We start from the raw sequence: 26,132 nt of genomic DNA on the forward strand, positions 1-26,132 counted from the left end.
GGCTTGATGAAGATGGGATTTATTGTTCGATTCAGGCTAGGCTTAAGCGCGGAACAAGTCCTGGGCGTGGGGATTAGCGAAGACGCGAGTGGAAAGGAGGGCGGATTCATCGAAGGGAGTGCCGGCGTCGGGGAGGACCTCCCAAAGGATTCCGTGGCGGGTCGGAAGGCCGAGCGCTTGAGTCCATTTGAGACCGATGATGTCGTCTTTTTCCATGGAAAGGTAGTAGCGGGCCTCCGGTTTTTTTTCTATGGCGGTGCTGAGCTGCTCCTTGTTTTTATTATGAAGAAGATCTTCGGTGCCGGCGGGCGGGGTTCCGGTGAGCTCAAAATATTTCCATTTGCGAAGCTTCACGGCAAAACCATGACCGCGGAGCGCGTTTTCTAAAGAGCCGGCCTCGTTGTCGGTGATTTTGAGTTCCACAAAAAATTCGTGCGCGCCCTGAGGAAGGACGAAGTCTGTGAGAGCAGTGGAGGGCGCTTGAAATTCAAGCGGTGGCATGGCCAGGGGAATTTGGTGAGAGGGATTTTCCGCGCGGGCTTCCATGTATGCGCGCATGGAACTGAAAATTTTGGGCATGGGTGCCGTGGGCGCGCGCTCCGGGTGGGGCATGATGGCCATGACATTTCCTTGTGGATTACAGATGGCGGCGGCGTTGTGCATGGCGCCATTTGGATTCACCGGAAAGTCCGGATTGGTTTCTCCATTTTTTTCACAATAACGGAATACGATTTGGTTGTTTTCGATGAGTTTTTCCAAAAGATCCGGAATGGTGGTAGTGAAACGCCCTTCCCCGTGAGCCACCGGCACTTGTTCGATGTCTCCCATCCGATCGTAATCGAGGGTGAAGACCGAACGGCCCGGGGCTTCGCAGCGCACAAAAACATTCTCGTTGTAAAAGCCGGTGCCGAGGACTTTGCCATCTTTGATCCGTTTATTGCGAGCCAAAGACATGAGGAGTTCGTGATTTTTATTTCCCGGAATGAGGCCGCTTTCCACTAAAATTTGCGCTCCATTGCAGATTCCAAGTACGGGCTTCCCCGCTTCCGCCTGGCGACGGATTTCTTGCATGATGGGGTCCATGGAAGCGATGAGTCCGCTTCGTCCACGGTCTTCGTATGAAAATCCTCCCGGAATCACGAAGCCGTCGTAGGCTTCCAGATCGGCGGGGTTTTGATTCCAACGGAAAAAATTGGCGTTGATACCCGCATCCCACAGTGCACGAAGGGTTTCGTACTCTGAGTTTATTCCCGGAAATTGGAGGACGGCAACGCGAGGGCTCATGGATTTAATTTGTTACGAAGTCCGTTCAGCCAAGTGTCCACCACTAAGCTTTTGGGGAGGCTGAATACAAGTTCTCCTTTATTGAAAATAGAAAAGGCTTGAGCGGTGCCCGTGGCTCCGATCCATAGAGGCTCCACTTTAAATCGGGCACAAATGCCTTCGAAATGGCTGGCGTCATCCTCGGAAACTTCCACCACAAAACCTCCGGTTTCGCTGAAAAGCAGGGTGTCGAGAGGGGTTTCACCACACTTGCTCAAATCGATGCTGAGTCCATATTCTCCTTCTCCACGACCGCCGGCCATCATCTCCGCCAGCGTGATGGCTAAGCCTCCATCTGAAATGTCGTGACACGCAAGGACCGCGCTGCGGTCCACCGCCATAACCATGGTTCTGAGTTCCTGTTCCACTTGTTTGAAGTCGGGCTTGGGCACGTTCATTCCCAAAAATCCCAGCTGTTTGTAGTACTCACTTCCGCCCAATTCTTCTTTTCGTTTTCCGATCAAATAGATTCGGCTTTTGGGCTGCTTGAACTGCATGGTCACCGCTAAATCGGTGTCTTCGATTCGCCCCAAGGTTCCGATGATTGGAGAAGGTGCGATGCTTCCACTTTGAGAGAAATTGTAGAGGGAGACATTTCCCGAAACCACGGGCACGGGCTCTCCTTTATAATCCAAATGACCCACTCCCTCCAGCGCTTCCTTGATGCCGCGAATGCTTTCCACGAGTTCCCACATTTGCTCGGGATTTTCGGGATTTCCAAAATTGAGACAGTCGGTGACGGCCCAGGGCGTTGCCCCGACGGCGGCCACATTGCGCATGCCTTCCACCACGGCGTTCACTCCGGCCCAGTAGGGAGAAATTCTTCCGTAGCGAGGGTTGCTGTCCACACTGAGTGCGGCGCCCACTTTGTGGATTTCCGGTGCTTCTTCACGGTTGCGGAAGGGCTGGAGCAAGCCTGCGTCCGCCATGCCCGGTTCAAAAACCGTTTGCCCTTGCACCACTTTGTCGTAGTTCTCAAAAATGGGCAGGCGGGAGGCGATGTTTTCGCTGCCCAAAATTTTAAGGAAATTTTCTTGAAGGGCTTCGGGTGTGTTTTGAGCGGCCCTTTCCTCTGCGCTTGGCTCGGGAAAATGGCGCTCCGGTTCGGAAAAAGCTCTATCGTACTGCACGCCTTCGGTGACTTGCGCCGCCGGCGCATCGACTAAAACTTCGTCTCCAAAACGCACTCGATAATTCCCCACTGTCACCTTCCCCACCAAACTGGCGCTGGCTCCCACTGAAACACCGGGGAGATCCCATTCTTTATTGTAGTGATCCAAAATTCTTTCTGTCAGCGAGGGGTGGCAAATCCAGCAGAAGCGCTCTTGCGTTTCGGCACAGGCCACCACTGCGGGGGGCAAATCTTTGGAGGTGGTGTGCACAAGCGCGAGATCAATTTCCGCTCCAAGTCCCGCTCGCTCCACTTGTTCCACGGAGGCACACACAATGCCGCCGGCGCCCATATCCTTGAAGCTCACTTTGTCGAGGTCGCCCGATTCTTGCAGTTTTTTAAAGAGGGTATAGGTGGACTCCGCGATGTGGCGCTCGAGGAAGGGATTGGGCTCTTGCACCGCGCCTTTGTTCGCCTCCTTGTCTTCTTCTTTGAGCTGGAGCGAGGCGAAAGCGGCACCGCCCATTCCGGATTGATCCGTGGGTTTTCCAACCACAATAATATCCCAGCCCACTGCATCCGGGGGAACAAAGGAATGAATGATTTCGTCTTCCCGTAATGCCCCCAGACAAACCACATTCACCAAACAATTGTCGTTGAAGGATTCGTCAAAATAAGTGTCTCCCGCAAGATTGGGAACTCCCAGTGGATTTCCGTAGCCCGCAATTCCCTCCACGACTCCGTTGGCGATTTGTCTACTCAGGGTTCTGTCTATTTGTCCAAACCGCAGCGGATCGGCCACGGCCACCGCGCGGCCTCCCATCACAATAATGTCCCGCACCATTCCTCCAATTCCGGTTGCGGCGCCTTCAAAAGGCACCACTTGCGAGGGGTGATTGTGCGATTCGTGACCCAAAATAACTCCATAACTTCGGTGCTGTTTATCGAGAGCAAAGTGGACAATTCCGGCGTCTTCTCCAACTCCCAACATGACATTGGATGCCTGAATGGGCAGGGTGCGGAGGTGTTTTTTGCTGCTTCGGTAGGAGCAGTGTTCGCTTCCTTGAATTCCCCACACAATCGCTTCGGTGAGCGTTGGCGGGCGGGCTAAAATCGCTTGGACCTTTCTTGCTTCCTCCGGTGTGAGTCCAATTTTATTTTCAGAAAGCACGCGCAAAATTTCCTCGTCCGACATGGCGGCAAAATCGAGACCATTTGAGGGGGAAGCCATACAAAGGCAATATAGGGGAGGCGGGGGGCTTTTGTAAAGTGCATGCGTGAATCCGCGAGCCGGAGTGAGTTCGCTTGATTAAGTGTGGTTTGGTGTTATAGAATAGGGCAATGAATACACCCTCATCCTTTCGACCTTCAAATCGACCTTCACGCCGGGCAGGACAAAAACCGGTTTGTGAAATGTCTTCAGAGGAACTTGGGACTGTGCTTTTGTCTTATAAGAACGGGCTTCTCGCCTACTTGTGTAACCATGGGCTTGAAGTTGACCCCTTTCTTGCAGAAGATATTTTCTACACCGTGGTTGAACGGACCCTTCGCTATCATCGTGATGGGCCGCGCCCCATCGAGAACCTTGGCACATTCATGTATAGAATAGCGATCAATCTGGCCATGAATAAAGGCTCAGCGGCTGCAAAAGAATCTGATGTCCTTGAGACTTATGCTCTTAGGTGCCTTCCTGATGGAGATCCTATAAATCCTGAACTTGCCCTTGAACGAAAGCGAGAGGCTGATGCAGTGCGACGCGCCATGGGGGCCTTACCCTCTGCTCAGAGGGCAGCCGTTCAAGAGCTTCAACTCCATGGGAAAACCGGCCTGGAAGCCGCTCAGGCGCTTGGCGTAAAGCACTCCAGCCTTCGTGTTCAGCTGAACAGGGCGCTGCATGCACTTCGTCAAAATGAAGACCTTCGCGCTTCAAGAGCTGCTTAAAGACACCCTCCCGCCTTCCACATGGATTTGATCTTTTTTGAAGTGGTCGATGAGGGTGAGGTTGTGGGTGGCAAAGATGACGGTGGCACCTTCGGTGTGGAGTTTTTGGAAAAGATGCACGATTTCGAGGGCGCTTTGGGGGTCGAGGTTTCCGGTGGGCTCGTCGGCGATGATGAGACGGGGCTCGTGGATGAGGGCGCGGGCAATGGCGGTGCGTTGTTTTTCACCTCCCGAAAGCATGTAGGGAAAATGGTGGCGGGCTTGAGAAAGATTCACTTTTTCTAAAATTTCAGGCACTCGTTCGGCGATTTGATTCTCACTGTAACCGCAAACTTCCATGGCAAACGCAATGTTTTCATACACGGTTTTTTTGGGGAGAAGTTTGTAATCCTGGAAAACGATGCCCAGCTTGCGGCGGTATTCTTGAAGCGCTTTTTGGTTGAATTTTGTGACCGCGTATCCGTCCACCGTGATTTCTCCGCTGGAGAGCGGGATGGCCCCGATCAACGCGTGAATGAGAGTTGTTTTCCCCGCTCCGGAGGCTCCCGTGAGCCACGCCCACGCTCCACCTTGAATTTGAAGGCTCACATTGTCCAAAACCAGGCGATCTCCGTATTTTTTGGTGGCGTTTTTGAACTCGATCATGGATGGAGTATACTCGCAGCATGACCGATGTGACAACTCTCCAACGCCTGATAACTCGTTTCCTCGAGCATCTTGAAGTGGGCAAGAATAGATCGTCCAAAACCATCGAGAATTATCATCATTATTTGCAACGCTTTGCGGAGTTTTATGGGGATCGGGCGATGGCGAATTTGAGCACTTCCGATGTCCATGCCTATCAACTTTTTTTGAATCGTTTTATGGACGCGCGGGAGCATGGTCTGGGGGTGAAGACTCAAAATTATCACCTGATTGCCCTGCGGGCGTTTTTGAAATATTTGGTGCGGATGGATGAACCGTCTTTGGCGCCGGAGAAAGTCGATCTTAAAAAAATTCCCGAACGCAGTGTGGATTTTTTATCACGCGAGGAAGTGGAACGGTTGTTTGAAGTGGTGGATTTAGGAAAACGGGGAGGGCTAAGGGACCGGGCGGCGCTGGAAACTTTGTATTCCACGGGACTGCGCGTTTCGGAATTGGTGGGTTTGAATCGGAGCCAAGTGGATTTGGAGCGGCGGGAATTCACCGTTCGCGGGAAGGGGAAAAAGCCGCGCATTGTTTTTTTGTCGGAGCGCTGCGTGAAATGGCTTAAGCTTTATTTGGCGGATCGGGCGGATAACTGGGAGCCGGTGTTCATCAGCTTTGGGCGAAATCGCGAGGGAGAGGAATTGGGGCTTGGCGAAAAGCGGCGGCTCACGGCGTATTCCATTGAGGAAATGGTACGGCGAGCGGGCCGTTTGGCAGGCATTGGAAAGCGCGTGACGCCCCATTTGCTGAGGCACAGTTTTGCGACGGAGCTGCTGCACAACGGCGCGGACATTCGCAGCGTGCAAGAAATGCTGGGACATGCTTCCATCACGACCACGCAGATTTACACGCACTCCACGAATGAGCGCTTGCGGGAGGTGCATGAAAAGTTTCATAAGTGAGGGGGGCTTTTGGCTTGCACTTGCTTGATATCCTTTGCTAGCATGGGAAAGTCTTTTACATTAATTACTTATATTTCATCATGGCGCACAGGCGAATACTTGTGGACGGAGAAGGGGGATTTAAGGGTCTTCCAACATTTTGGGGCAACCCGGAGCATAATCCTGAGTTTAGGGCGGCTTTTCGTGCGCCTCGCATGCGTGATCCAGAGGAAGTGCGAAAGTGGCAGGAGGCAAATGCCGGCACAATTCGCGCTAGTCTAATTGAACTTGGGGCTCAATGGGACGCTGAGAGGGATGTGTTTCGTGCGGCATTAGTAGAGTCAGAGCGGAAGGCGAAGGGATAAGACCAGCTTTCTGCTTTGTTCACGATGCTTGAGGAAGGGCCTTTTGGCTTGCACTTGCCTCCTATCCTTGGTTAGAATCAGAATTAATTACTTATAATTTATGGATAAAAAGGAGGAAAAGGAGGAAAAGCTATACTCCGGAGAGCGTGGGGATGTGCCAGGACGAATAACTGTGAACGGACATGGCGGGTGTCATGTGCCAAAGGGTTGGGGGCCCATAGAGGCGGATCCCGACTGGATAGCGATGCAAGCGGCGAAGTTGCCGCCCCTGATAGATTATGATAAATGGTGCGAATACCATGACACCCATGCCGAGGAAGTTGATGCTCGCCTACGGCAGGTTCGTGAGAAATTTCTTCTTGAGGCTCCGGATCTTCTTGAGGGATTAAGAAAGGCAGAGGCAGATCGGAAGGCGAAGAGATAAGACCAGCTTTCTGGTTTGTTCATGATGCTTGAGGAAGGGCCTTTTGGCTTGCTAAAATATGGGTTAATGTTAAAATATGCGCTTAAACCCTAATGAGCTGTCATCGTGAAGACCCCAATGGGACCAAAAGAAGTTCTTGAGCAGCTGGAGGCGGCTCAAGGTATAAATGGAGACCAGTCAGAGGGGTTTGACTCGTATGCTCCACTGGCTCTGTGTGCGGCTTGGGTTCACCGAGCTGTCTTTGAGGGGAGTGCTGAGGGGCTTGCCGGATTGGAGCTTAGGCAGAGCCAATAAGCCCTACAATGAGAATGCGTACAGTCCGGATGAGCTTATTGGGGAGACACGGGTGTCAAAAAAATTGTCGGCTGAAATGCAACTGTTTCATTCCATTGGGTGCATTGCGGTGTTTACCGGCGCGGCATGGGTGACGGATATCTCTAATCCTGAGATCGTTCAAAATGTGGGCTTTTTTGCCGAAGGTGCAAGTCTGGCTTTTGGCATTGGGGGGTATATTAAAGGTTATGGTGACTACATTTACGATGCCTTCCATTCCACCCGCGTTGGTCCTTCTATCCCTGAGCTTGAAGTGAGATCGCCTTGGACGGGACATGGGCGGTATTCGCTTCCTCTACATAATCCTATTGTGAGGGGGCCTTTGGGAGATCGGCTTTCTCGTGAAGTGCACTATAAACCCATAGAGGCTCATCTCCAAAGAGAATCATTAACGACCTGGACCAACCCGCGGAAGGCTTTGCCCACGGAGCCCGATCGGCTTCCTGAGTTGACTTCAAAACTCGACCGATTCCTTGCGGATTTTGAAGAGGCGCTTCATGCTTCCACCAATCGTGGCTTAATAGAACACGGGAAGGCTTTGAGAGATGGGGCGGAAGTTTTGAGGGAACTTGGCAAGACGCTTGATGCGGACCCCGACTCGCAGTTGGAACAAAAGGCAGCGGTAATGGAAAAATTTGAACTCAAAAGACATCTTCAACAACTGGTTGGGCTTTGCAGGAGGCGGGCGCTTGCCCTTCAACTCATCGAGCGCTTGAAAACAAAGGGGGAGGTGGCTGTGGACTCCCGTGCTGCCTTTGATGAGGCGAATGTGAAATTGGCGAATTTTCATGGCATTAAACAGAAGACCGGCTTGCCTGCTGGAGAGGAGAGCTTGCGGGATAGTCTGACTCAGGCAAAAAAGGCCTATTCCGACCTTGTGAGCGGGATCGTTATTCTTATTGAAGAAAGCCGCAGAGAGCTGGAAGAAGTTTTGAATGCGGAGGGTGAGGGGCGCTTGCTCAGTGAGGAGGAGTTGGATGGAGCGGTTGGGATTGGAGAAACGGCTAAGCGAATGGGCATGGCGGCGCGAAGGGTGGGGGCGCGGACGGTGGGGACGCGGACGGTGGGGACGCAGAAATAGGATTTGAACATATGGGTTTTTCTTGTCTATTCAAATGGTGTGTACGCACTCACCTTTTGTGTTATTATCAGGTTAAGCACTGCCAAGTGGGGACCCTTTAACCCCCTCTTTTATGGACTTACAAAATGGTGAGATTGCGGCGGACTCTGCGCGGATGGCGCGAGCCATCGTGGAGGCCGCCGCGCCGGCGGATCTTTCGGATAAAGATTTATATGCGCGGTGCCAGGAATATGGTCTGAACGCGCGGGTGTGGCGGCGGCGCTTTGCCGGTTTATTGCCCGAGGTGATGCAGCGGGAGCTGCATCGGCGGCGGGGCCACGCGTCCATCTACGAGTTTGCGTTTAAACTGGCGGGCATGAGCGGCTCCAGTGTGGACAAGGTTTTGCATTTGGCGGAAAAACTTGAAGATAAACCGGCGCTCCGTGAGCAGCTCATGAGCGGCTCGCAAGGGTGGTCCAAACTTGAAAAAGTGGCTTACATTGCAACGGCTGAAACGGACAAAGCGTGGGCGGAAAAGGTGGAGGGGATGGGCACTTACGCGCTGGAAGCTTTCGTTCAGTTGAAGCGGCGGGAGGGGGCCTTTACAGAAAGTGAAACTGTTGACGGGCAAACTCATATGAGTGAGCAGGAACATAACTTTCGTACAGAGCAATGGGGTAGTATGAGTTTTCCGGTTTCTCCCGAGGTTGAGAAAAAACTCAGACTCCTCAAGTACCAACTGGAGCGGGAGAAGGGGGTAACCTTGACCTTCAATGAAGTGTTTCGGGCTCTTTTAGCGCAAGAGGCTGGGGGCGGAGGACAGGCTCAAATGGTTATTCAAGTGTGTCCGGAGTGTGCGGCGCGAAAAGCGTCCGAGGCTCAGGGCCGCGCGATCCCGGCGGCGGTGAGGAGGGTGCTGCACGCCAAATACAAAGGCTACTGCGGGTTTTCCGGTTGCGCGCGGCCGGCCACTTCCCTGCACCACACGCGGCGGTTCTCCCTAAACCAGGGGCATGACCCCCAATTCATCGTTCCTCTCTGCAAAGCGCATGAGCGCCTGGCGCATTCTGGACTCATCGAAAACGAAGAAGAGCCGCCGGAAAAGTGGCGAGTGCTCGAGGCGGCGGACCGGAGGCATCCCAAATTCTCCATCGATCAAAAAGTGCAATCCTTCCGCACAGAAGCTATACTTGGCGCACATCGGGCGCCGCTCACCCCCTCTCCATGATTTACACCACTCTACAACTCGCCGAGAATGAAGCTTCCATGTTGAGGGCCTACGCGGTGCTCAGCAAAAACAGCCGTGGGCGAAAAGTTCCGGAGAGCACGGACCCTCAACGGCTCCCCTTCCAAAAGGATCGGGACCGCATCATTCACTGCCGCGCGTTTCGGCGGCTCAAAGAAAAAACACAGGTTTTTGTGCCGCACTATGGTGATCACTATCGCAATCGGCTCAGCCATAGCCTGGAGGTTTCTCAAGTGTCACGGGATCTTGCGCGCACCCTGGGCCTCAATGAAGACTTGGCGGAAGCCATCGCCCTGGCCCACGACCTCGGACACACGCCTTTTGGCCACGCGGGGGAGCACGCGCTCAACGAATGCATGCGTGAGTATGGACTTTCTTTTGAACACAACGAACAGAGTCGGCGCATCGTGGAAGAACTGGAAGAGGTGTACCCCAAATTCCGCGGACTGAACTTAAGTGTGGAAGTGATTGAGGGGCTCATGAAGCATCAAACTTCTTGGGACAATCCGACGGGGGGCGAGGCCATTCGACCCTCCTTGGAGGCGCAAGTGGTCAATATGGGCGATGAAATTGCGTATCAAAATCATGACATTGATGACGGGCTCCGCAGTGGGCTATTTACTGAGGCGGACTTGGGGAAACTGGAACTTTGGAAATGGGCGAAAGAGGCTTCCGATCAAGCGGATGGAGTGATTGAGAATGAGAAAATACGCATCGCCAGAATTGTGAGCAAGATGATCAGTTTGATGATTTGGGACATTGCGGAAGAGGCGAGTCGCTTGATCACGCTCCATGACATTCGTACGCTTCAGGATGTCTACTCGTGCAAGGAAAAGCTGGTGTATTTTTCCGATGGAATGATGCGGGCCAATAAAGAACTTAAAGAGTTTTTGACGACCCGGCTCTACTTCCACCCCGAAGTGCTGAGGCACTCCCAACATGGGGAAAGGATCATTAAAATCCTGTTCAATCATGGCATGAAAGAATGGCAACTTGCCCACCCGGGAGAAGATGTGGCAGTGGGGGCGCAAGTGGTCAGAGACTACTTGGCGGGGATGACGGATCGTTTTGCCGAGCTCCAAGTCCAGGAACTCGAGGGACTTTAGGGCCCGTTGAGACTACGGGGGCCATGGGGGCCGCAGGGGCCATGGGGGCCGCGGAGGTGGGAGCGGCGGCGGGAGTGGGGAGCTGTTTTTCTTTGAGCATTTCCATGAGGACTTTTTGTTTGACCAAGGCGCGGAGGCTGGAATCGCCCATGGGTTTTTCTTCGGACTGGAATAGTGAAGTGAACGAGTGTTCGAGATTGTCGAGCTTTTGTTTGTCCATGGCTTTGGCCTGAAAAAGTTGGACCACCTTGTTGTCGGGGTCACGCAGGAGGAGGCGCTGGCAAATGTCCACTACATCTTTGTAACGGCCCTCGCGCGTCCACATGCCCAAGAGTTCAAGCACCGTATCCACATCGCGCCGCGCCATGGAGCCACTGCGGCCGGTGGAGGCGAATACAATGGCACCGGCTTTGTGCGCCAAAAGGTAGAGGAGATAAACAAAACCGAGCGCCACCAAAATGACCACCGGAAAAAACATATTGAATTCGAGGAAAGAGTTGAACACGGCATGAATGAGCATGGCGATGCACAGTCCCTTAATCAGCATGAGCTGTGAAAAAGCCTTGGCTTCGTCGGTGCCGAGAACTTTGGACAGCACGCGCACCCCAAAAGACCGTTCTCCCATCCACAATTTGGTCTCCATAATGGGATGAGCGAACTTGGAAATTCCATAAAAATATCCATAAATCCCCGAGAACACCATGTGGGCGCAGACCGTGAAGAGGGAGCGAAAAATCATGACCGGGAGTAAGCCCACCACGCCGCTTTGCTTCCACACTTCCATAAAATAAAAAATATTCTCCGTGAAGGCGAAACCGAGCCCCGCCAGGATTGAATATTTTACCGCGTCGTTGATGGTTTGGATTCCAATGCGTGTTTTACCGATGATGCGCACCACTCCACTTTTTGTGAGTTCCTCCAGAATTCCAACCACCACCAAAGACAAGATCGCGGCAAAATGCACCTCAGTGATGTTCTGTTCAATGGCGTTATAAATATTGAGTACCGGGAAGCGCACCCACAAAAAATCGTACAAAAGAACCAGGGGGAGAACCGTGAGTGTGCCCAAGAAAAAGGCGAGCAAGAGGGGCCATCGCGAAGTCTTCCGTCCTTTAAATAAAAGTACGGACCAGATGAGGGCAGGGAGAGCGGCTAGAATAATTACGATGGCGAGCCGGATCCAGTCGTCTTGTGTAAAGCTACTGAACATGTCACTATTTAACCCGATGATTTGCCCTAAATGCAAATATAAAGCCACTTCGGTGGTGGACTCTCGAGAAGCCAATGAAGGCCGATCGATTCGACGAAGGCGCGAATGTGAGGAGTGCGACTACCGTTTCACCACTTTTGAGAAAGTGGAAACCGCCAATTTTATTGTGGTGAAAAAAGATGGCTCGCGGGAAAGTTACGACCGCAGCAAGGTGGAGCATGGCGTGTGGCGCGCGTGTGAGAAACGCCCCGTGACCCAAGAACAAATCAGCGGCATGATCGACCGCCTGGAGGAAGTGTGGAGCACCAGCGGCAAAGAAATCCCCGGTGACACCATCGGCCGGGATGTGATGCACGCACTCAAAGTCATCGATGAGGTCTCTTATATCCGCTTCGCTTCCGTGTACCGCCAGTTTAAAGATGTGGACGAGTTCAAAGAAGAGCTCAATAAATTGTTGGGGAAGTAGGAACTATTTTTCTTGAGCAAGGTGCGGTTTTATGGCGGCGGTGGCTCTCATTTTTCGGTATGCCTTGGCTTCAATTTGTCGGATACTTTCACGCGTTAAATCCATCTCCTTTCCAATGTCTTCCAGGCTCGACCCCTCGGGATCTCCTTCCAGACCAACCCGACGCCTTAGAACATACCGCTCCCTTTCCTCCAACTCTGCAGCGTCCATGAAGTCTCGAATAAAACCACGCAATTCTCTGCGCCTTGTTTCAAGCTCCGGATCAGAGGCTTGGTCGGTTCTTAGACGGCCGATTATGGATAAACCCTCTTCGTCAGCGCCCGGGGCCGGTTCCAATGGTAAAGTTCCTTTATTGAGTTGGAGTACATTCAATAAGGTTTTTGGAGTCACTTTGAATTCTTTGGCCAGCTCTTCGAGGGTTGGCTGGCGCTTGTGAGTTATTAAGAAAAATTTTCTGTATTCCCGGACACGATTGATCAGTGCTGCTCTGTAGACTGGTAAACGAATGGTACGGCTTGTGTTCTCTATAGCCCGCACAATGCTTTGACGAATCCACCAAGTCGCATAGGTGGAAAACTTGATCCCACGACTATAATCGAATTTTTCTACCGCCTTCATTAAGCCCAAAATCCCCTCTTGGACCAGATCGTCAAATGGGAGTCCACGGTATTTGTACTGATTGGCGACACTGAGCACCAGACGGGAATTTGCCTTGATCATTTCGAGCCTGGCGAGTTCACTATTCGCCCCCCCTTCTTGGATCATCCTACCCAATTCCGTCTCATCTTCACGATGAAGGAGTGGGACAGCTCTCAACGCTTCACGGTAAGTGTCGGGTTTTTGGAGGGCCATACTGCTGATATTAGTTGCCTATTAAACACTTTGTTCGGTTTTCTTGCAAGTTTCTTGTTTTTTTGGTATAATCTTTTGAATACAAAAACAAAAAGACCATGCTGCCCCGTCCCTGTAAAAACTTAATCCGCCGCCCCTTGCTTACTATTTTCTTTGCTTCGTTTACCTTCGTTGTGACCCTTTTGTTGGGGATCTTTAATAATGATCATCTGCAGGTTTCTCTCTTCAATAAGCCGCTTGTGGCGGCAGTTGGAGTTTATTTTGATACCGTGGTGCGCATCGATCCGGAAGCCTACAGCCTGGATGGAGAAGTGTTGGAAGCCAGCGCCGTGCTCGGCAAATATGGCGAGTGGTCCTTTTGCCAATATGAAATGCCCGAAACGCCTGAATACAGCGTGCAACTCAACGGGGTGGAGGTGGAAGAAGGCATACAAGGTGGACAGGTGTTCAGTGTGAGCATGAGCTTTGTGAACGCCGGAAACACTCGATTGTTTGCTGATGACGCCAATTGTTACGGACTCCCCGTCTTCAATGTGGGAACCCAAAAAGCCCAAGACCGAGCCAGTATTTTTGGGGATGCGGACCATGCAGTGACCGGATGGGTCGGAACCAACCGCATCCAAATGAGTGAAGACTATGTCGATCCGTGGGAAGAGTTTCATGTTAACTTTCAAAGTGTCGCCCCCATGGGAGACAATATTTATAGAGAATTTTTTAAGGGAGTGATTGAAGACAAGGCGTGGATTGGATCTGACTTTGGTGTGGATATCACAGTGGGAACGCCCACGGAACAAATGCAAAATGATATCAGCTTTGTGACGGATATTTCGGTGGACGCCGGGTCATTGAGCGGATTGGAACGAAGTTTGGAAATTGTGCTCGCGGACCAAACCATGTTTGCTAAATTTGGTGACATTGCGGTGTGGAGCATGCCGGTTTCCAGTGGAGCTTGGGCCACCCCCACGCCCCGTGGAGCTTACAAAGTGCTCACCAAACAAGAACTTCGCGTGGGACAAGCCTACCCCAATTACCGCATGCCTTACTTCCAATTGTGGGACTGGCGAGGATACGGAATTCACGCGCTTCCCTATTTGGTCAACGATGGCGGAACCTTTTGGTCCGAAGCTTTGGAACACATCGGAACGCCGGTGAGCCACGGTTGTGTGCGCACCTTGCCGGAAGACGCTGAAACCGCGTACAACTTTACGAACATCGGCACGCCGGTGAATATTCGCTAGTCACGCGCTAAATTTTTTGCAGGCGCACCTTAAGAATGGTGCTGCGGAGCATTTGTAAAACCGTGAACTTCCATCCTTCAAACACAACGGATTGGCCTTCTTTGGGGAGATGACCCAATTCTTCAATAATAAAGTAACTCACGGTCTTGTAACCCGGGTGAGTGAATTCCACTTCCATGAGTTCCGTCAGGTCGTCCAGCTCGGTGCGGCCGCTGAGTTCGTAGTCGTGCTGTCCGAGTTTTTTAACATTTTCCTCCGCGATGTCTTGTTCATCTTCAATCTCCCCCACCAACTCTTCGAGCAGATCCTCCATGGTCACGATGCCCAGCGTTCCTCCGTATTCGTCCAAAACCACCGCCATGTGTGTGCGGCTCTTTTTAAACTGTCTGAACAGATCTTGAACTTTCATGGAGTGAGACACCTTGAGCGGCGTGAGCAACTTGATTTGTCGCAAACTGGTGTGCTCCGGATCCTCCTGCGTGTGAACTTGTTTGAGCAGTTCTTTGATCGACAAAATGCCCACAATATTGTCGATATTGTCGCGATACACGGGGATGCGCGTGTGCGTGTGGTGAACCACAAACTCGCTCGCCTCATCCAATTTAAAGGTTTCGGGCAGCGCATCCACATGGACGCGCGGAGTCATGATGCCTTCCACGGGAATATCGTTGAATTCCAAGGCATTTTCGATGAGTTCCAGTTCGTGTTCGTCGATGCTTCCTTCTTCCGCTCCAATGGAAGCCATGGCGATGAGTTCTTCATCGGTGACTTGAGCCTGTTTGGATGAACCGAGTACGCGCAAAATCAGATTTATAAAGCGGTCCAAGAGCCAAACGAGTGGCGTTAAAATCCACACAAAAACACGGATGGGCGGTGATAGGAAGAGCCCCACGCTTTGTGCGTGCACGCTGGCTAAAGACTTGGGGAGGGCTTCGCCAAAAATAAGGCTTACGATGGTGAGTATTCCGGAGACGATTCCCAAATAGATGGAGTCGAATCTTTCCGTGACCAAAACCGTGGCCACCGCAGCGGCAAGCGTATCCACGAACTGATTCCCAAACAAGACCGCGATGAGCGTGCGGTGATAATTCTTCTTAAGCCAATCCAATTGCTGTGCCCCGGGTTTCTTCTCCTCAAGCAAAGTTCGCACCTTGGCCGGAGACAAGGAATTGATTGCCGTCTCAGCCGCCGCAAAGAATGCGGAGAGGAGAACGAAGAGTGCTATGAGGCCGAGTCCTAGGGCAGGATCCAAGTTGTGATTTAAAAAACAAACGAGAGTCTAACATATTTTGACCTCGTCTCACAAGTGGCTTATAGTTCCCGCATGAAAATTCTAGCACAAGAGTTCAAAGCTGTTTTTTGTCAGGCGGTGCTGGGGGCCTTCCCCGAACTCAGTCCCGAGGAGGTTTTTGAATCTGTTGGGCTGGAGGAACCCAAAAATAAAGATCACGGAGATTATGCGTGCAGTGTTGCTTTTAAATTGAGCAAACGATTTGGAGAAAACCCTCGAACCATTGCCGAAAAGGTTATTGAAAATTTCCCAAAGGATTACCGCGTGGAGTCGCTGGAGTTTGCGCCGCCCGGTTTCATCAACTTAAAACTCAGTGATGAATATTTGGCAGAGATGCTCAAACAATTGGAGCAAGGTTTTAGCGTGGAGACAGGGGCGGGGCGGTCCGAGGATCACGATAAACCTGTGATTGTGGAATATTGCGCCACCAATGCCGCCAAACACATGGGTGTGCACCACATTCTTTCCACCGTGATTGGAGATACCCTTGCGAACTTGTTGGATTTTATGGGCCATGCCGTGGTGCGCATCAACCATTTGGGAGACTGGGGTATGAATTTTGCAAAGCTTATTTACGCCATTGAAGTGTGGGGCGATATGAATGAAATCCACAAACACCCCAACGATGAATTCACTCGGCTGTATGTGAAGTTTCATGAAGAGGCTGAGAAAAATCCGGATTTGGAGGAGGAGGCCCGAAAGATTTTTAAAGCTTTGGAGGAGGATATGGAGGAGGCTGGGGCGGACTCGGCTTCGCCAAGGATAGAACTCTGGAAATGGATTGTGCATGAGAGTTTGGAGGATTTGAAGAAAATGTTTACGCGGCTCGGAACCGAGTTCGACCACATCACCGGGGAGAGTTTTTACCTCAAGATGGCGGATGAAATTTTGGAGGAAGGGAAAAAGCGCGGCCTTTTTGTGGAGGGGGAGCGGGGGGCTTTGATTTTTGATATGGGTGAGGGGGAGGTGCCGGCTTTGATTCAAAAGGCGGATGGGACTTCCTTGTATTTGACGCGAGACATCGCCACGGTGAAATACCGCGTGGAGACCTGGCATCCGGAAAGCATTTTATATGTGGTGGACACGGCGCAGTCGCTGCACTTTAAGCAAGATTTCGCCATCGCCAAGGCCCTGGGTTATGACGAAGGAACCGGACTTGAGCATATTTCTTTTGGCCGAATGAGTTTTGCGGACGCGTCCATGAGCAGCCGAAAAGGCAATGTGATTCGTCTGGAATTTTTGCTGGATGAAGCGGTGAAGCGCGCTGCCGAGCTTTCGGGGAATCGCGGTACCGAACTCCCCCGGAAAGATTTTGCAGCCGCGGCTGAAACGGTGGGCGTGGCCAGTGTGAAGTACGCCATTTTGTCGCAAGACCGAAACAAAGACATTGTCTTTGATTGGGATAAAATCATTACGCTCGAGGGCAATTCCGCACCTTACCTGCTCTACTCGTATGCCCGTGCCCGCAGCATCGCTGCCAAGGTGGGCGACCTTCCTTTGAGCGGGATGCCGGAGCTCAGCAAGGAATCGGAAAAAAATATTGTGCGCCATTTGGTGAAATTTCCGGATGTTTTGCAGCGAGCCCTGGACGAACGAAAACCCCACGGCATTTGTACGGCGCTTTATGAGCTCTGCCAAGAATTCAACCGCTTTTATGGAACCACTTCGGTGGCCGGCGCCGAAACCGAGCTCCAAAAACGTAGCCGCCTCGGGCTGGTTTACGCCTTTTCGTATGCGCTCAAATCAGGCCTCAGTGTCTTGGGGATTCCGGTGCTGGAGAGGATGTAGAAAGCTCTCGGCCTTTGCCCTTCATCTCCATCCAAAATTCACGCTTGTAATCCTCAAAGAATTCAAGTGCATCTGTATCGTTGGCCTCAAAAGCACCCTTGCCCACCGCCTCAAACGCATCTTTTTTGATTTTGAGATTTTCGTAAGCGGCGAATATAGCCTCCATCTTGCCACTCAATTCAGCATCGCTGGCAACCATTTCTTTCATTGTGGCAATAAGCTTGTCCGGTGACTTGTCGCCGGTTGCAAAATAATCTCTACCCTCGGCCCAAATGCCATCCCACATGCTGCTGGCCAGTTCGCTGAGTCCTTTTGCGGTCGTGGCCTTATCTTTTAGGGCAATCATAAAATCGTAGAGTTTCAACAAGAGGCCTCCAGCCGCACCCTGTAGGTCGGCAAAGGCCAGCTGAACGGCTTCCACTCTTTCTTTTACTTCCCGCTTTGCTGCAGTTTCCACCGCGGTCGGAAAAGCCTCTACCGCTTGTGTGCCCACATAGCCAAGACCTCCAATGGTTGCCACGCCCACAGCCCCGATCCCCACCCATGTCATGGCCTTCGACACGCGAGATCTGAATGTATCCATCCATGTTCTTGGTTCTGCGGCACTGAGCTCAGCCTCAATGACATCGAGAGCGTCGCGTGCTTGGGGTGACAATTCGGCCTCCTTGAGCCTTTTTACTGCCGCCAATGTTTCCGCTGCTTCATCCATTTAGATCTTCTTTATGATTAAATCGACTTATTAATTCAGCGATGTCCATCTTGATCTCCTCTTTCACTCCGCCCCACACGGCATTTAGGACTTTTTCCTGGTCGAATTTTCCGTATTCGCGCTTGGCGATTTCTTTGATGTGATCCAGCGCTTCATCGGTTTTCATTTTGGCATAATTGAAACTGGTTTTTGTGTTTTCCCACTGCACCGCAAGTTCAGGGTGTTTTTGCACAATTTTTTCGAGATTTTGGTCAAGATGCCGCACCAAGTTGTCCGGTGACCAGTTTTTTTGCGTGAGGAGCTCCTGGATGTCCTTTAAAAGGCCCAGGCCGCCCGCCGTCACCAACTTGAGGCCGTCACGCCACGAGTCCGGGCGAATGATTTGGCTTAGGAAAGCCTTAAAATCCTGTCTAAACTCCTCCGCTGCCTCCCCCGCCGAAAGCACGGCGCTTCGCGCCTTCTCTTTGCTTTCTTCCAGATTGAATGGGAGGGATGGATTCATGAGAAACGATCTTCTTATTGTAGCACAATTCTCCATTCAGAGGAAGATTTACTTGCTTGCAGAAAGCGAAATCCCTAGACTGTGGTGGCTCTTTTAAATTGAGGGGTAACAGGCGGGGACAGAGGAACACTCTGCGCTCCGCGCAGTAGGAGAGGTGGCCGAGTGGCCGAAGGCGGCGGTTTGCTAAACCGTTATACGGTGTTAAAGCCGTATCGAGGGTTCGACTCCCTCCCTCTCCGCCATTATTTTTACCAGTAAAACTATTCTAGGTTGTATTGTCTTTTTGCTGTTTTAAGCCAGCCCTTGGCCGCAAGAACATTTCCCGAGAGGTATTGAGCATCGCGGTGTGGCGGCAAACTGCTGATCGATTGTTCAAATAGCCTAGAAGCCGCGTCGATTATATCCGCCACAGTACGCCTGTATGCTGGGTTGACTTGGCCGCGAAAAAGTAAACTCTGCATGTAATCCAGTGGAGACCCCATCGCTTCCGGATCAATTGCTTCTAAACTAACAAGGCCAGCTACCCCTCTGATAAAGTCAAATAATTTATTCCACTCCTCTAGCAAAGCTGGAGATAATCTTGAATCAAGGTTGCGTGCGTACACAGCAGGATTCCTCAGAGTAATTTCAATGCTAGTAAGCGGGTCTGCACCCAATTCGGGCTTACCGCTTGTGTATAGTTCCGTCCATTCTTCTGCAACTTCAACCTGTGCACGGCCAAGGTCTGCCGGATTAGTGGCCAAATTATTTATTCTTCCCTACTATCTGTTCCACCGTCTGGTTGGGAGATACTGAGTGGCATAATTTATGGTTTAAAAAGCACATTGTACGCTTTTTCTGTGCTTCCGTCAAGCGTCTGCGGGCTCTGGGCTATTGGAAGAGCTCATTTCAAAATCTAAATGGCTTACTTAAGCCATAAATTGAGGCAAAATCTGTGCCCGGGCACATGTGTTTTTGCGAACTTCTTGAGTCATCAAAATGTTTAAAAAACCGTGTCTGGTACCCTTTGGTAATCCCACATGAATCGTGTATGATGGTCCACGACGACTTTTTAACCTCACACAAAATGGATTTGATTCAACAGCTCAATTGGCGTTACGCAACGAAAGGGTTTGATCCGGCGCAAAAGTTGACGGAGGAGCAAGTGGCTTCGCTTAAAACGGTGCTGCAGCTTTCGCCCTCTTCTTTTGGATTACAGCCTTATAAAATTGTGCGAGTGAAGAGTGCGGAAATGCGGGCCAAGCTGCGCGAGGTGTCTTGGGGGCAGCCTCAAGTGACCGATGCGGCGGATCTTTTTGTGCTGTGCCGACGAGATAAAATCGATGAGCATTATGTGGAGGGATTCATTCAATTGAGCGCGACCACTCGTGGAGTTGAGGCCTCCAGCTTTGATGCTTATAAACAGATGATCCTCGGTTTTGTGAGCGGACTCACCCCGGAGACTTATGCCGTTTGGGCCGACAAACAGGTTTATTTGGCGCTTGGCAATTTACTCACCAGCTGTGCCGTGATGAACATCGATGCCTCTCCCATGGAAGGCTTTGATGCGTCCAAGTACGACGAAATTCTGGAACTTCCTGCAAAAGGGCTCCACGCCACGGTGATTTGTGCCGTTGGAATGCGCTCCGCTGAAGACAAATATGCCGGTGCCAAGAAGGTCCGCTATTCCCAGGAAGAACTTTTCCTTGACTTGTAAGGAAAATCCTGTAGAATTGACCGTGTTGTATTTCCGTTCAGTCAAAGCAAATGTCTTTTACACTCACGGCGGGTCGAAATCACAAAAATAAGTCCATTATTCTAATTTCACATATTTATGCAAACTAAAAAATTATTCGTTCGAAATCTTCCTTTCAATGCAACGGAAGACCAACTTCGTGAGTTCTTCATGCAATTTGGAGCTGTTGACACCGCTGTGATCATCAAAGACCGTCAAACCGGTCGTAGCAAGGGATTCGGATTCGTAGAAATGTCCACTATGGAAGAAGCTGAAGCGGCTGTTGCGCAAGCAGGAGACGGTCAGATGACCATGGGAGAACGACAAATCTTCGCAAACGAGGCTCAACCTCGCGAAGAACGACCTCGACGAGACGATCGTTACTAAGAACGAACCCGAAAGGGTTTGCTTATAAAGAAAGGCGGGCCTCCGGGTCCGCTTTTTTTGTTGAGCGAGACCAGATTTTCTAAAAGAGCAAAGGCATTCCGCTAGGCACCTTTTTAAGGTTTGATATAATGCTTTTTGTACCTTTATCCTTAACTCCACCGTTTATGATGGCATGGAAAGGATGCGGCGTTGTCCACAATATCGCCGCTGCTCTCGTCCTCATCGGAGCCCTCAACTGGGGTCTCATCGGGGTTTTCGAATGGAACCTCGTGAGTGAGCTTCTTGGAAGCTGGCCAGTTGTAGAACGCGTCGTCTACATTGTTGTAGGTGTTGCGGCTCTTGTTCAAATTGGCGGGTGCTGGTGCACCGCTTGCAAGAGAAAATAGTTTTTTTAAAGAGGGCGTAACTTTCCGTTGCGTCCTTTTTTTGTGCCGACTGTGCCGCTTGTGCGGTGCCTAAAATCGCCCTGAGGCTCCACCTCCCCCAAATCCTCCGCCGCCAAAGCCGCTGGAGCCTCCTCCTCCAAATCCTCCGCCACTCCGGCCGCCGCCCATCCAAAATCCACTACCCTTGGGCCCTTTGATTTTTGAGAAAAGAAAGGTGGAAAGAATGAAATCCACAAAAAGTCCTCCAAGTGCGCCGATTCCGAGTCCAAGCCAACCTCCCGCAATCACGCCAAAGATTCCTCCAAAAATTCCGCCCATCCACCATGCTTTGGTGCTGGAGAACCAACTGAGCAGAGCCCAGCCGAGCGGGAGAATGAGGAAAAGAAAAATATCCAGAAAGTTTGCGATGGGAACATCAGACGCCGCAGACTCTTCAACGGTGAACGGCTCGCCGCGAGCCAAAGCCTCCAACTCCGCAACACTTTCCAATACCCCTTGATCGTAATTTCCTTCTTTAAAATAGGGAGTGGCCACTTTGTCTAAAATCAGGTAGGACTGGAGGTCTGTGATGGCGCCTTCGAGCCCATAGCCCACTTCGATTCGCATTTCTCTGTCTTCCGGGACGATCAAGAAAACAAGTCCGTTGTCCAAACCCTCCTGCCCCACTCCCCATTCGCGGCCCAACTCCAAAGCGTAACTTTCGATGGGGTAGTCGTTGAGTGTTGGAATGGTGACAACCACCATGCCGGTGCTTGTTTCGTCGGCCAGTGTGCTGAGCTGTACTTGCAGAGTAGCCTCTGTGGTGTCCGAAAGCACGCCGGCTTCATCCAAAATATACCAATCCTCACCCGCGGGCCCAGTTGGGCGCGCGGGGAGATCGATAGCGGCAAAAGCGGTTGAGATGAAATCCATTATTCTCCGATTTCAAATTCAATGACTGGAGCGTCTTCCGTACCTTCGTCCGATTCAAACAGCGGATAAGCTTCAAATCCAAGCATTCCCGCAAACATGGCGGTGGGGAACACGCGTAATTTTACATTGTAAACGGTGGTGGCGTCGTTGTAATCCTTGCGAGCCACGGCCACACGGTTTTCACTGCCTTCGAGTTCAATTTGAAAGGATTGGAAACTTTCGGTGGCGGTGAGTTCGGGGTATGCCTCAACCGTTACCAGCAGGCGAGAGAGAGCGGAGTCGAAACTTTGAGTCGTGGCCATTTGCTCTTCGATGCTGGCGTTGGGATCTCCTGCCGTTTGCGCCCATGCACTGCGCGCTTCGGTCACGGCGATGAGGGTTTCTTGTTCAAATTCCGCAGTGGCTTCCACGGTGGGAAGAAGCTGCGCCACAAGATCGCTACGGCGTTGGTATTGCACCTCCACCTGCGCCCAAGTGTTGTTCACGGTTCCTTCTTGAGTCACGAGCCCGTTGTAAAGTCCCATGAGCCAGAGTGCAAAAATAACGAGTAGAGCCAGAACTCCTCCAAGCACCAAGAGCCCGGTGGACGAGCGTTTTACTGCTTTTGCCATAGTGTGATTATTAAGGATTATGTGTGCATCATAACAAAATTCCATTGAAATCCAAAGCCAGTCTCTGTACCTTGAGGCGGCTATGGTTGTCGCTTACGCGACCTCATGGCTTAGCACTAACAGGAGCCAATTGGGCTCCGCCCAATAGGAGAGATGGCCGAGTGGTTGAAGGCGGCAGTCTTGAAAACTGTTAAGGGCGCAAGCTCTTCGGGGGTTCGAATCCCTCTCTCTCCGCCAGGAGCTAAAAAAGTAGCTGGCCCAAAGGGTCAGATAGTTTTTTGGTGTCTGCGCAGCAGACTGAAGAGGGGGATGAAGCGAAGCGTCTATCCCTCTCTCTCCGCCACCGTAGACGAATTGATTCTAAAGCAGAACATGGAGAACGGTTGTCGTCAGTACTACCTGTCTTCCGTCAATTTGAAGACCGAAACATGGTATATGTCTTCCCATCCCCCTGCATACCTACCTTTAGCATAGACCGGGGTGTACCAAGTCTGAGGGCCTTGACGATTTCCCCATACATCTCTACGACCTATAATAGTGTTAGACCTATTCTCGATGAAATTTCCTCGCTCCCAGTTTGTTTCAGGATTCCAAGTTGCCAACGCAAAATGAAAACCACCTTCTTGTCTGGGTAAGCGGTGAAGATTAGTCTCTTCCAATGGGTATTCTATAACATATGGCGATGTACCTATCACCACTTGGCGTGTTCGAACTACCTCGGCTCCTTCATCCCTTTCATTTAAGCCGGTAACAAAAAAAGCTGTCATCATTCCTCTACCGGGGATAACCAAAAGACCACTATCGTTTTTTTTAAGAGGGCCTGTCCATGGTTGGAATTTGAATGGGTGAGCTTGATTAGTTAGTACTGCCTGAAGTGAGGGGGGAAGCTTGGCTAGTTCATTTTCATCCAGACACTCTTCAAAATCTAACACTTGTGGTGGTAAATCCGAGCGCAAAGGACCAAGAGGACTATGAACAGCTAACCGATTTTCTACAAGATGTTCAGCTACTGTTACGAGAGCTCCGTCTGGATTCGACACGAAGAGAGTTCCTACACCAGTGGGTAGCGTGATTGTGACCTCTCCATCCTCCACCCTCGTTTGCGCGAAGTGCCCTACTAAAGTATCTAACTGTCCAGAAGGCACGATGGGTGGCTCCTGTAAATGGCCTTCAACTTTGGGCGCTTCCGCCCCATTTACTCGTATAAAGATTTTTTTTGTAATATCACATTGCCGTTCATGGCTGAGCCATGATAATCGAGCTCTAAGCAGTTGAGCCTCCATTTCATTTTGTGCCATGTAGAAGAGCTGTTCAGTTCCAGTCAGTTGAGAGCCACTGAGTCCTCCTATCCACTGTTCGAAATCAGACAATAGTGTTTCCCTAATGGTAAGTTCCATCAAGGGCTGTGGTCCATTAGGTGCGGCGATAACTTCTCTGATTTGTGACACTGGTTTCACGGTTAAATCTTTAAGAGGCTATAGACAAGTAGTATATGCTACCTGCTTATTCGAGTTTGTCAAAACTTTTTTGCGAGACATTGAACTCTGTATGATTAGCCTCGATAGCGGTTCTAAGCTTGCCTAGTCACATAACGACATAGGTGATTTTATAGCATGAAGCTGCTCCATTTGAGCCATGCACTCGCGCCATTCCTCTGTTGTCATTGCAAGGAATGAAGGGTGCCCCACACGATTAACCAGATCTAGATTCCTCTCTATTGTACGAGTATCTACGCCTCCTCCAGCCAACAAACGGAGTTTTTCCTCGGTAATATGAAACAAGTAAACACGAGGGATTCGATCAGAATATGTAGAATCTCTATACCTAGGATCCTGTCGACAAAGTGGAGCAAGTGCTTCAAACCAAGTCGCCGGCTTCTTTTCTAATTCAGGGATTTCGTCGTGATATTTACTATAAAACTGAGCTGTTTCTAATGGGAGTTTTGCCGCAGCCGCACGAGCTGCTTCATCTAGAAAAGGTGTATCTTGAAGCAAAACAGCATTGTAATCTTGGACAGCACTGTTCACGAGCTGATCACTTAGCGAGTGTCCCTGATTATGCCGATCCACTAAAAATTGGAATATTCCCTCGGGGAAAACAAGAACCCTTTCCAAACAGTCAGCAGAAAGGACTTCTATAGTTTGCTTCCCCAATTTTTCTACCCTAGACATGACATCTTCCTGCTTGCTTAAACGCCAAAGTAGATTTAGTTTTGGCAATCCCAAACAAGAAATTTCAGTTGGGGTCCAGAGCAAAAGGATTGCAGGGGAAATCTGACTGACTGCAGTCCGCATAGCTTGAAATGGCTCGTGAATCTCGTCTACATAGGCCTTGCGCTGATGTGCTTCTCGCTCAGTGATTATTTCAGAAAGTTCGCCGCAAGTCATCCGAGGCAGGCTGCCCTCAGACACCAAAGACTTGGCTTCTTCATCGGTTAAGAGGCTCAGTTGCTTAAAAAAGGCTCCCGGGGCAATCAGACTCAAATCCACCGTGCTAGCTTTATAGTGGTGATCCTGTCCAGACTCCTCATCAGTAAAAGTCGTCGTCCTAGTTATTTTTTTCTTGAGAACCTCATCTTCTAATAATGATTCTCGAGTGCAGAGGCTAACTAACAGATCACAGGGAAGTATAGCAATGAGAGAGGGTCTCAAAGGACGCATGTAGAATAACAATGTGGGTCGAAGAATCGGAAGTGGCTGAAGAAAGAAATCCACATTCAGTTCCTTGAGTTGATCTACTGAAAATTCTCCCAATTGCTGGATCACGAATGGGTCCATTTGCTTTATTCGTTCTTTTCCTAAAAAATCCAAAGACTGGGGCGACATCCTCCTCAGGTAAAGTACCTGCTCTGCGGTTAAGCTATTTATCCACTCCAGCCCTGCTTCCTTTAAAAAAGATGCTCTTTCGCGTGCTGACCATGCACTGAGCACTTTTACATGATCACTAGCCAATCGAGGCTCACCCACTCGAAGTCGACTGGTCGTTGACCGCAGTTCATCCCAAATAGAATCATCGTTTGGAGCAACCATTCGTGCAACGGCTCCTGGAGTTTGGCTGACAGCATCAAGAGAAATATTATGAAGCTCTCTGAGTTTTTCCCGAGATAGCCTGGATAAGATTGGCCAGCTTATATCATCAGTCAACTTTACTCTTTCTTCCTTCTCCAGGAGAAATCCAAGGCTCGAAAGCCATTCAGACTCCACTGGCAAAAGGGCATGTGGACCTCCTATATGATCGATGTAGCTTGGAGGTATGCTTGAGAAAGAGGAAAGCCACTTCACTCCTTTATGTATCCACTCCTCTACGGGAAGAGAAGCCAGTCGCTGCATGTGACCTAAACTGAGTCTTCCTAAGGAAATGATTTCTTCAGGAGTGAGTTGAGCGAATTGATTTTTTCCTAATTGCTGAAGAACGAGTTCTAGTTGGTCAGCTTGTAAACCCCGGCAGGCCATCAGTTGCGCCTCTGAAAGCTCATTAAGCAAATCCCCCAATGTGTTTTTATGAGTAGCTGAAAGGCACAAGAGTTCAGCTTCACGAGCTTCATGTGATTCGATACTTGGTCTAGGAGAGAGTGGATCCATGTCAAAAA

At 50.7% G+C, this 26,132-nt stretch carries 21 protein-coding genes, 2 tRNA genes and 1 pseudogene; 12 read left to right on the top strand and 12 right to left on the bottom strand.

The annotated features are described in order from the left end of the window. Nucleotides 1-42: 42 nt before the first annotated feature. The 3 genes from purQ to WC777_01495 all read right to left on the bottom strand — a co-directional run bounded on the left by purQ (nt 43) and on the right by WC777_01495 (nt 5,020). Nucleotides 43-1,284, bottom strand: a complete 1,242-nt coding sequence (gene purQ, locus WC777_01485; protein MFA6023873.1) for a phosphoribosylformylglycinamidine synthase I — start codon at nt 1,282-1,284, stop codon at nt 43-45. Next, nucleotides 1,245-3,665, bottom strand: a complete 2,421-nt coding sequence (purL, locus tag WC777_01490) for a phosphoribosylformylglycinamidine synthase subunit PurL (GenBank protein MFA6023874.1) — start codon at nt 3,663-3,665, stop codon at nt 1,245-1,247. Before purL ends, purQ begins: the two co-directional genes overlap by 40 nt. Nucleotides 3,666-4,204: 539 nt before the next feature. After that, the gene (locus WC777_01495; GenBank protein ID MFA6023875.1) at nt 4,205-5,020 is read right to left on the bottom strand and encodes an ATP-binding cassette domain-containing protein; all 816 of its coding nucleotides are present in this window, start codon (nt 5,018-5,020) and stop codon (nt 4,205-4,207) included. Nucleotides 5,021-5,040: 20 nt separating this feature from the next. On the opposite strand from WC777_01495, the gene xerA reads away from it, so the two are divergent. The 4 genes from xerA (at nt 5,041) to WC777_01515 (ending at nt 10,477) form a co-directional block, all read left to right on the top strand. Further along, entirely contained in the window at nt 5,041-6,225 is a 1,185-nt protein-coding gene (gene xerA / locus WC777_01500) for a site-specific tyrosine recombinase/integron integrase (protein MFA6023876.1), read from the top strand. A 183-nt stretch (nt 6,226-6,408) separates the two neighbouring features. Further along, nucleotides 6,409-6,732 (top strand): hypothetical protein, encoded by a 324-nt coding sequence (locus WC777_01505; protein ID MFA6023877.1) that lies wholly within the window; start codon nt 6,409-6,411, stop codon nt 6,730-6,732. Between the two features lie 196 nt (nt 6,733-6,928). Further along, on the top strand, nt 6,929-8,146 hold the full coding sequence (locus tag WC777_01510) for a hypothetical protein (GenBank protein ID MFA6023878.1): 1,218 nt from the start codon (nt 6,929-6,931) through the stop codon (nt 8,144-8,146). A gap of 1,203 nt (nt 8,147-9,349) precedes the next feature. Next, nucleotides 9,350-10,477: a deoxyguanosinetriphosphate triphosphohydrolase gene (locus tag WC777_01515; protein ID MFA6023879.1), complete on the top strand. Its 1,128-nt coding sequence runs from the start codon at nt 9,350-9,352 to the stop codon at nt 10,475-10,477. Nucleotides 10,478-10,922: 445 nt separating this feature from the next. Here the strand turns inward: WC777_01515 and WC777_01520 are convergent. After that, nucleotides 10,923-11,687, bottom strand: a pseudogene (locus WC777_01520) (PrsW family glutamic-type intramembrane protease). Nucleotides 11,688-11,703: 16 nt separating this feature from the next. On the opposite strand from WC777_01520, the gene nrdR reads away from it, so the two are divergent. After that, nucleotides 11,704-12,153: a transcriptional regulator NrdR gene (nrdR, locus tag WC777_01525; GenBank protein MFA6023880.1), complete on the top strand. Its 450-nt coding sequence runs from the start codon at nt 11,704-11,706 to the stop codon at nt 12,151-12,153. A 3-nt stretch (nt 12,154-12,156) separates the two neighbouring features. On the opposite strand, the gene WC777_01530 is transcribed toward nrdR, so the two are convergent. Beyond that, nucleotides 12,157-13,005, bottom strand: coding sequence for an RNA polymerase sigma factor RpoD/SigA (locus WC777_01530; protein MFA6023881.1), 849 nt, complete (start codon nt 13,003-13,005; stop codon nt 12,157-12,159). A 137-nt stretch (nt 13,006-13,142) separates the two neighbouring features. Here WC777_01530 and WC777_01535 point away from each other — a divergent pair, with 137 nt between their 5' ends. Next, nucleotides 13,143-14,243, top strand: coding sequence for a L,D-transpeptidase (locus tag WC777_01535; protein ID MFA6023882.1), 1,101 nt, complete (start codon nt 13,143-13,145; stop codon nt 14,241-14,243). A 7-nt stretch (nt 14,244-14,250) separates the two neighbouring features. Here WC777_01535 and WC777_01540 read toward each other — a convergent pair whose 3' ends face one another. Continuing rightward, nucleotides 14,251-15,495: a hemolysin family protein gene (locus WC777_01540; GenBank protein MFA6023883.1), complete on the bottom strand. Its 1,245-nt coding sequence runs from the start codon at nt 15,493-15,495 to the stop codon at nt 14,251-14,253. A gap of 72 nt (nt 15,496-15,567) precedes the next feature. Here WC777_01540 and argS point away from each other — a divergent pair, with 72 nt between their 5' ends. Next, nucleotides 15,568-17,322: an arginine--tRNA ligase gene (gene argS, locus WC777_01545; GenBank protein MFA6023884.1), complete on the top strand. Its 1,755-nt coding sequence runs from the start codon at nt 15,568-15,570 to the stop codon at nt 17,320-17,322. Between the two features lie 326 nt (nt 17,323-17,648). Here the strand turns inward: argS and WC777_01550 are convergent, their stop codons facing one another. After that, complete coding sequence (locus WC777_01550; GenBank protein ID MFA6023885.1) at nt 17,649-18,533, bottom strand: hypothetical protein; 885 nt, start codon at nt 18,531-18,533, stop codon at nt 17,649-17,651. Between the two features lie 148 nt (nt 18,534-18,681). Between WC777_01550 and WC777_01555 the strand changes: the two genes are divergently transcribed. After that, nucleotides 18,682-18,775: transfer RNA gene (locus WC777_01555), tRNA-Ser, on the top strand. 18 nt (nt 18,776-18,793) lie between these two features. Here the strand turns inward: WC777_01555 and WC777_01560 are convergent. After that, the gene (locus WC777_01560) at nt 18,794-19,276 is read right to left on the bottom strand and encodes a hypothetical protein (GenBank protein MFA6023886.1); all 483 of its coding nucleotides are present in this window, start codon (nt 19,274-19,276) and stop codon (nt 18,794-18,796) included. Nucleotides 19,277-19,599: 323 nt separating this feature from the next. On the opposite strand from WC777_01560, the gene WC777_01565 reads away from it, so the two are divergent. The 3 genes from WC777_01565 (at nt 19,600) to WC777_01575 (ending at nt 21,020) form a co-directional block, all read left to right on the top strand. Further along, a complete protein-coding gene (locus WC777_01565; GenBank protein MFA6023887.1) occupies nt 19,600-20,229 on the top strand; it encodes an NAD(P)H-dependent oxidoreductase in 630 nt (209 codons plus the stop codon). 117 nt (nt 20,230-20,346) lie between these two features. Then, nucleotides 20,347-20,634, top strand: a complete 288-nt coding sequence (locus tag WC777_01570) for an RNA-binding protein (GenBank protein MFA6023888.1) — start codon at nt 20,347-20,349, stop codon at nt 20,632-20,634. A 167-nt stretch (nt 20,635-20,801) separates the two neighbouring features. Beyond that, on the top strand, nt 20,802-21,020 hold the full coding sequence (locus WC777_01575; GenBank protein ID MFA6023889.1) for a DUF378 domain-containing protein: 219 nt from the start codon (nt 20,802-20,804) through the stop codon (nt 21,018-21,020). Nucleotides 21,021-21,089: 69 nt separating this feature from the next. Here WC777_01575 and WC777_01580 read toward each other — a convergent pair whose 3' ends face one another. Together WC777_01580 and WC777_01585 are read right to left on the bottom strand one after the other, a co-directional pair. Then, nucleotides 21,090-21,932, bottom strand: a complete 843-nt coding sequence (locus tag WC777_01580; GenBank protein MFA6023890.1) for a TPM domain-containing protein — start codon at nt 21,930-21,932, stop codon at nt 21,090-21,092. After that, entirely contained in the window at nt 21,932-22,543 is a 612-nt protein-coding gene (locus WC777_01585; GenBank protein ID MFA6023891.1) for a LemA family protein, read from the bottom strand. The genes WC777_01580 and WC777_01585 overlap by 1 nt, the downstream gene beginning before the upstream one ends. Before the next feature lie 147 nt (nt 22,544-22,690). Between WC777_01585 and WC777_01590 the strand changes: the two genes are divergently transcribed. Next, a tRNA-Ser gene (locus WC777_01590) sits at nt 22,691-22,780 on the top strand. Nucleotides 22,781-22,938: 158 nt separating this feature from the next. On the opposite strand, the gene WC777_01595 is transcribed toward WC777_01590, so the two are convergent. Then, on the bottom strand, nt 22,939-24,000 hold the full coding sequence (locus tag WC777_01595) for a hypothetical protein (GenBank protein MFA6023892.1): 1,062 nt from the start codon (nt 23,998-24,000) through the stop codon (nt 22,939-22,941). Between the two features lie 123 nt (nt 24,001-24,123). After that, the gene (locus tag WC777_01600) at nt 24,124-26,124 is read right to left on the bottom strand and encodes a hypothetical protein (GenBank protein ID MFA6023893.1); all 2,001 of its coding nucleotides are present in this window, start codon (nt 26,122-26,124) and stop codon (nt 24,124-24,126) included. Nucleotides 26,125-26,132: the final 8 nt, after the last annotated feature.

This window comes from Candidatus Gracilibacteria bacterium (genome assembly GCA_041661045.1).
Taxonomy (GTDB): Bacteria; Patescibacteriota; Gracilibacteria; order UBA1369; family 2-02-FULL-48-14; genus 2-02-FULL-48-14.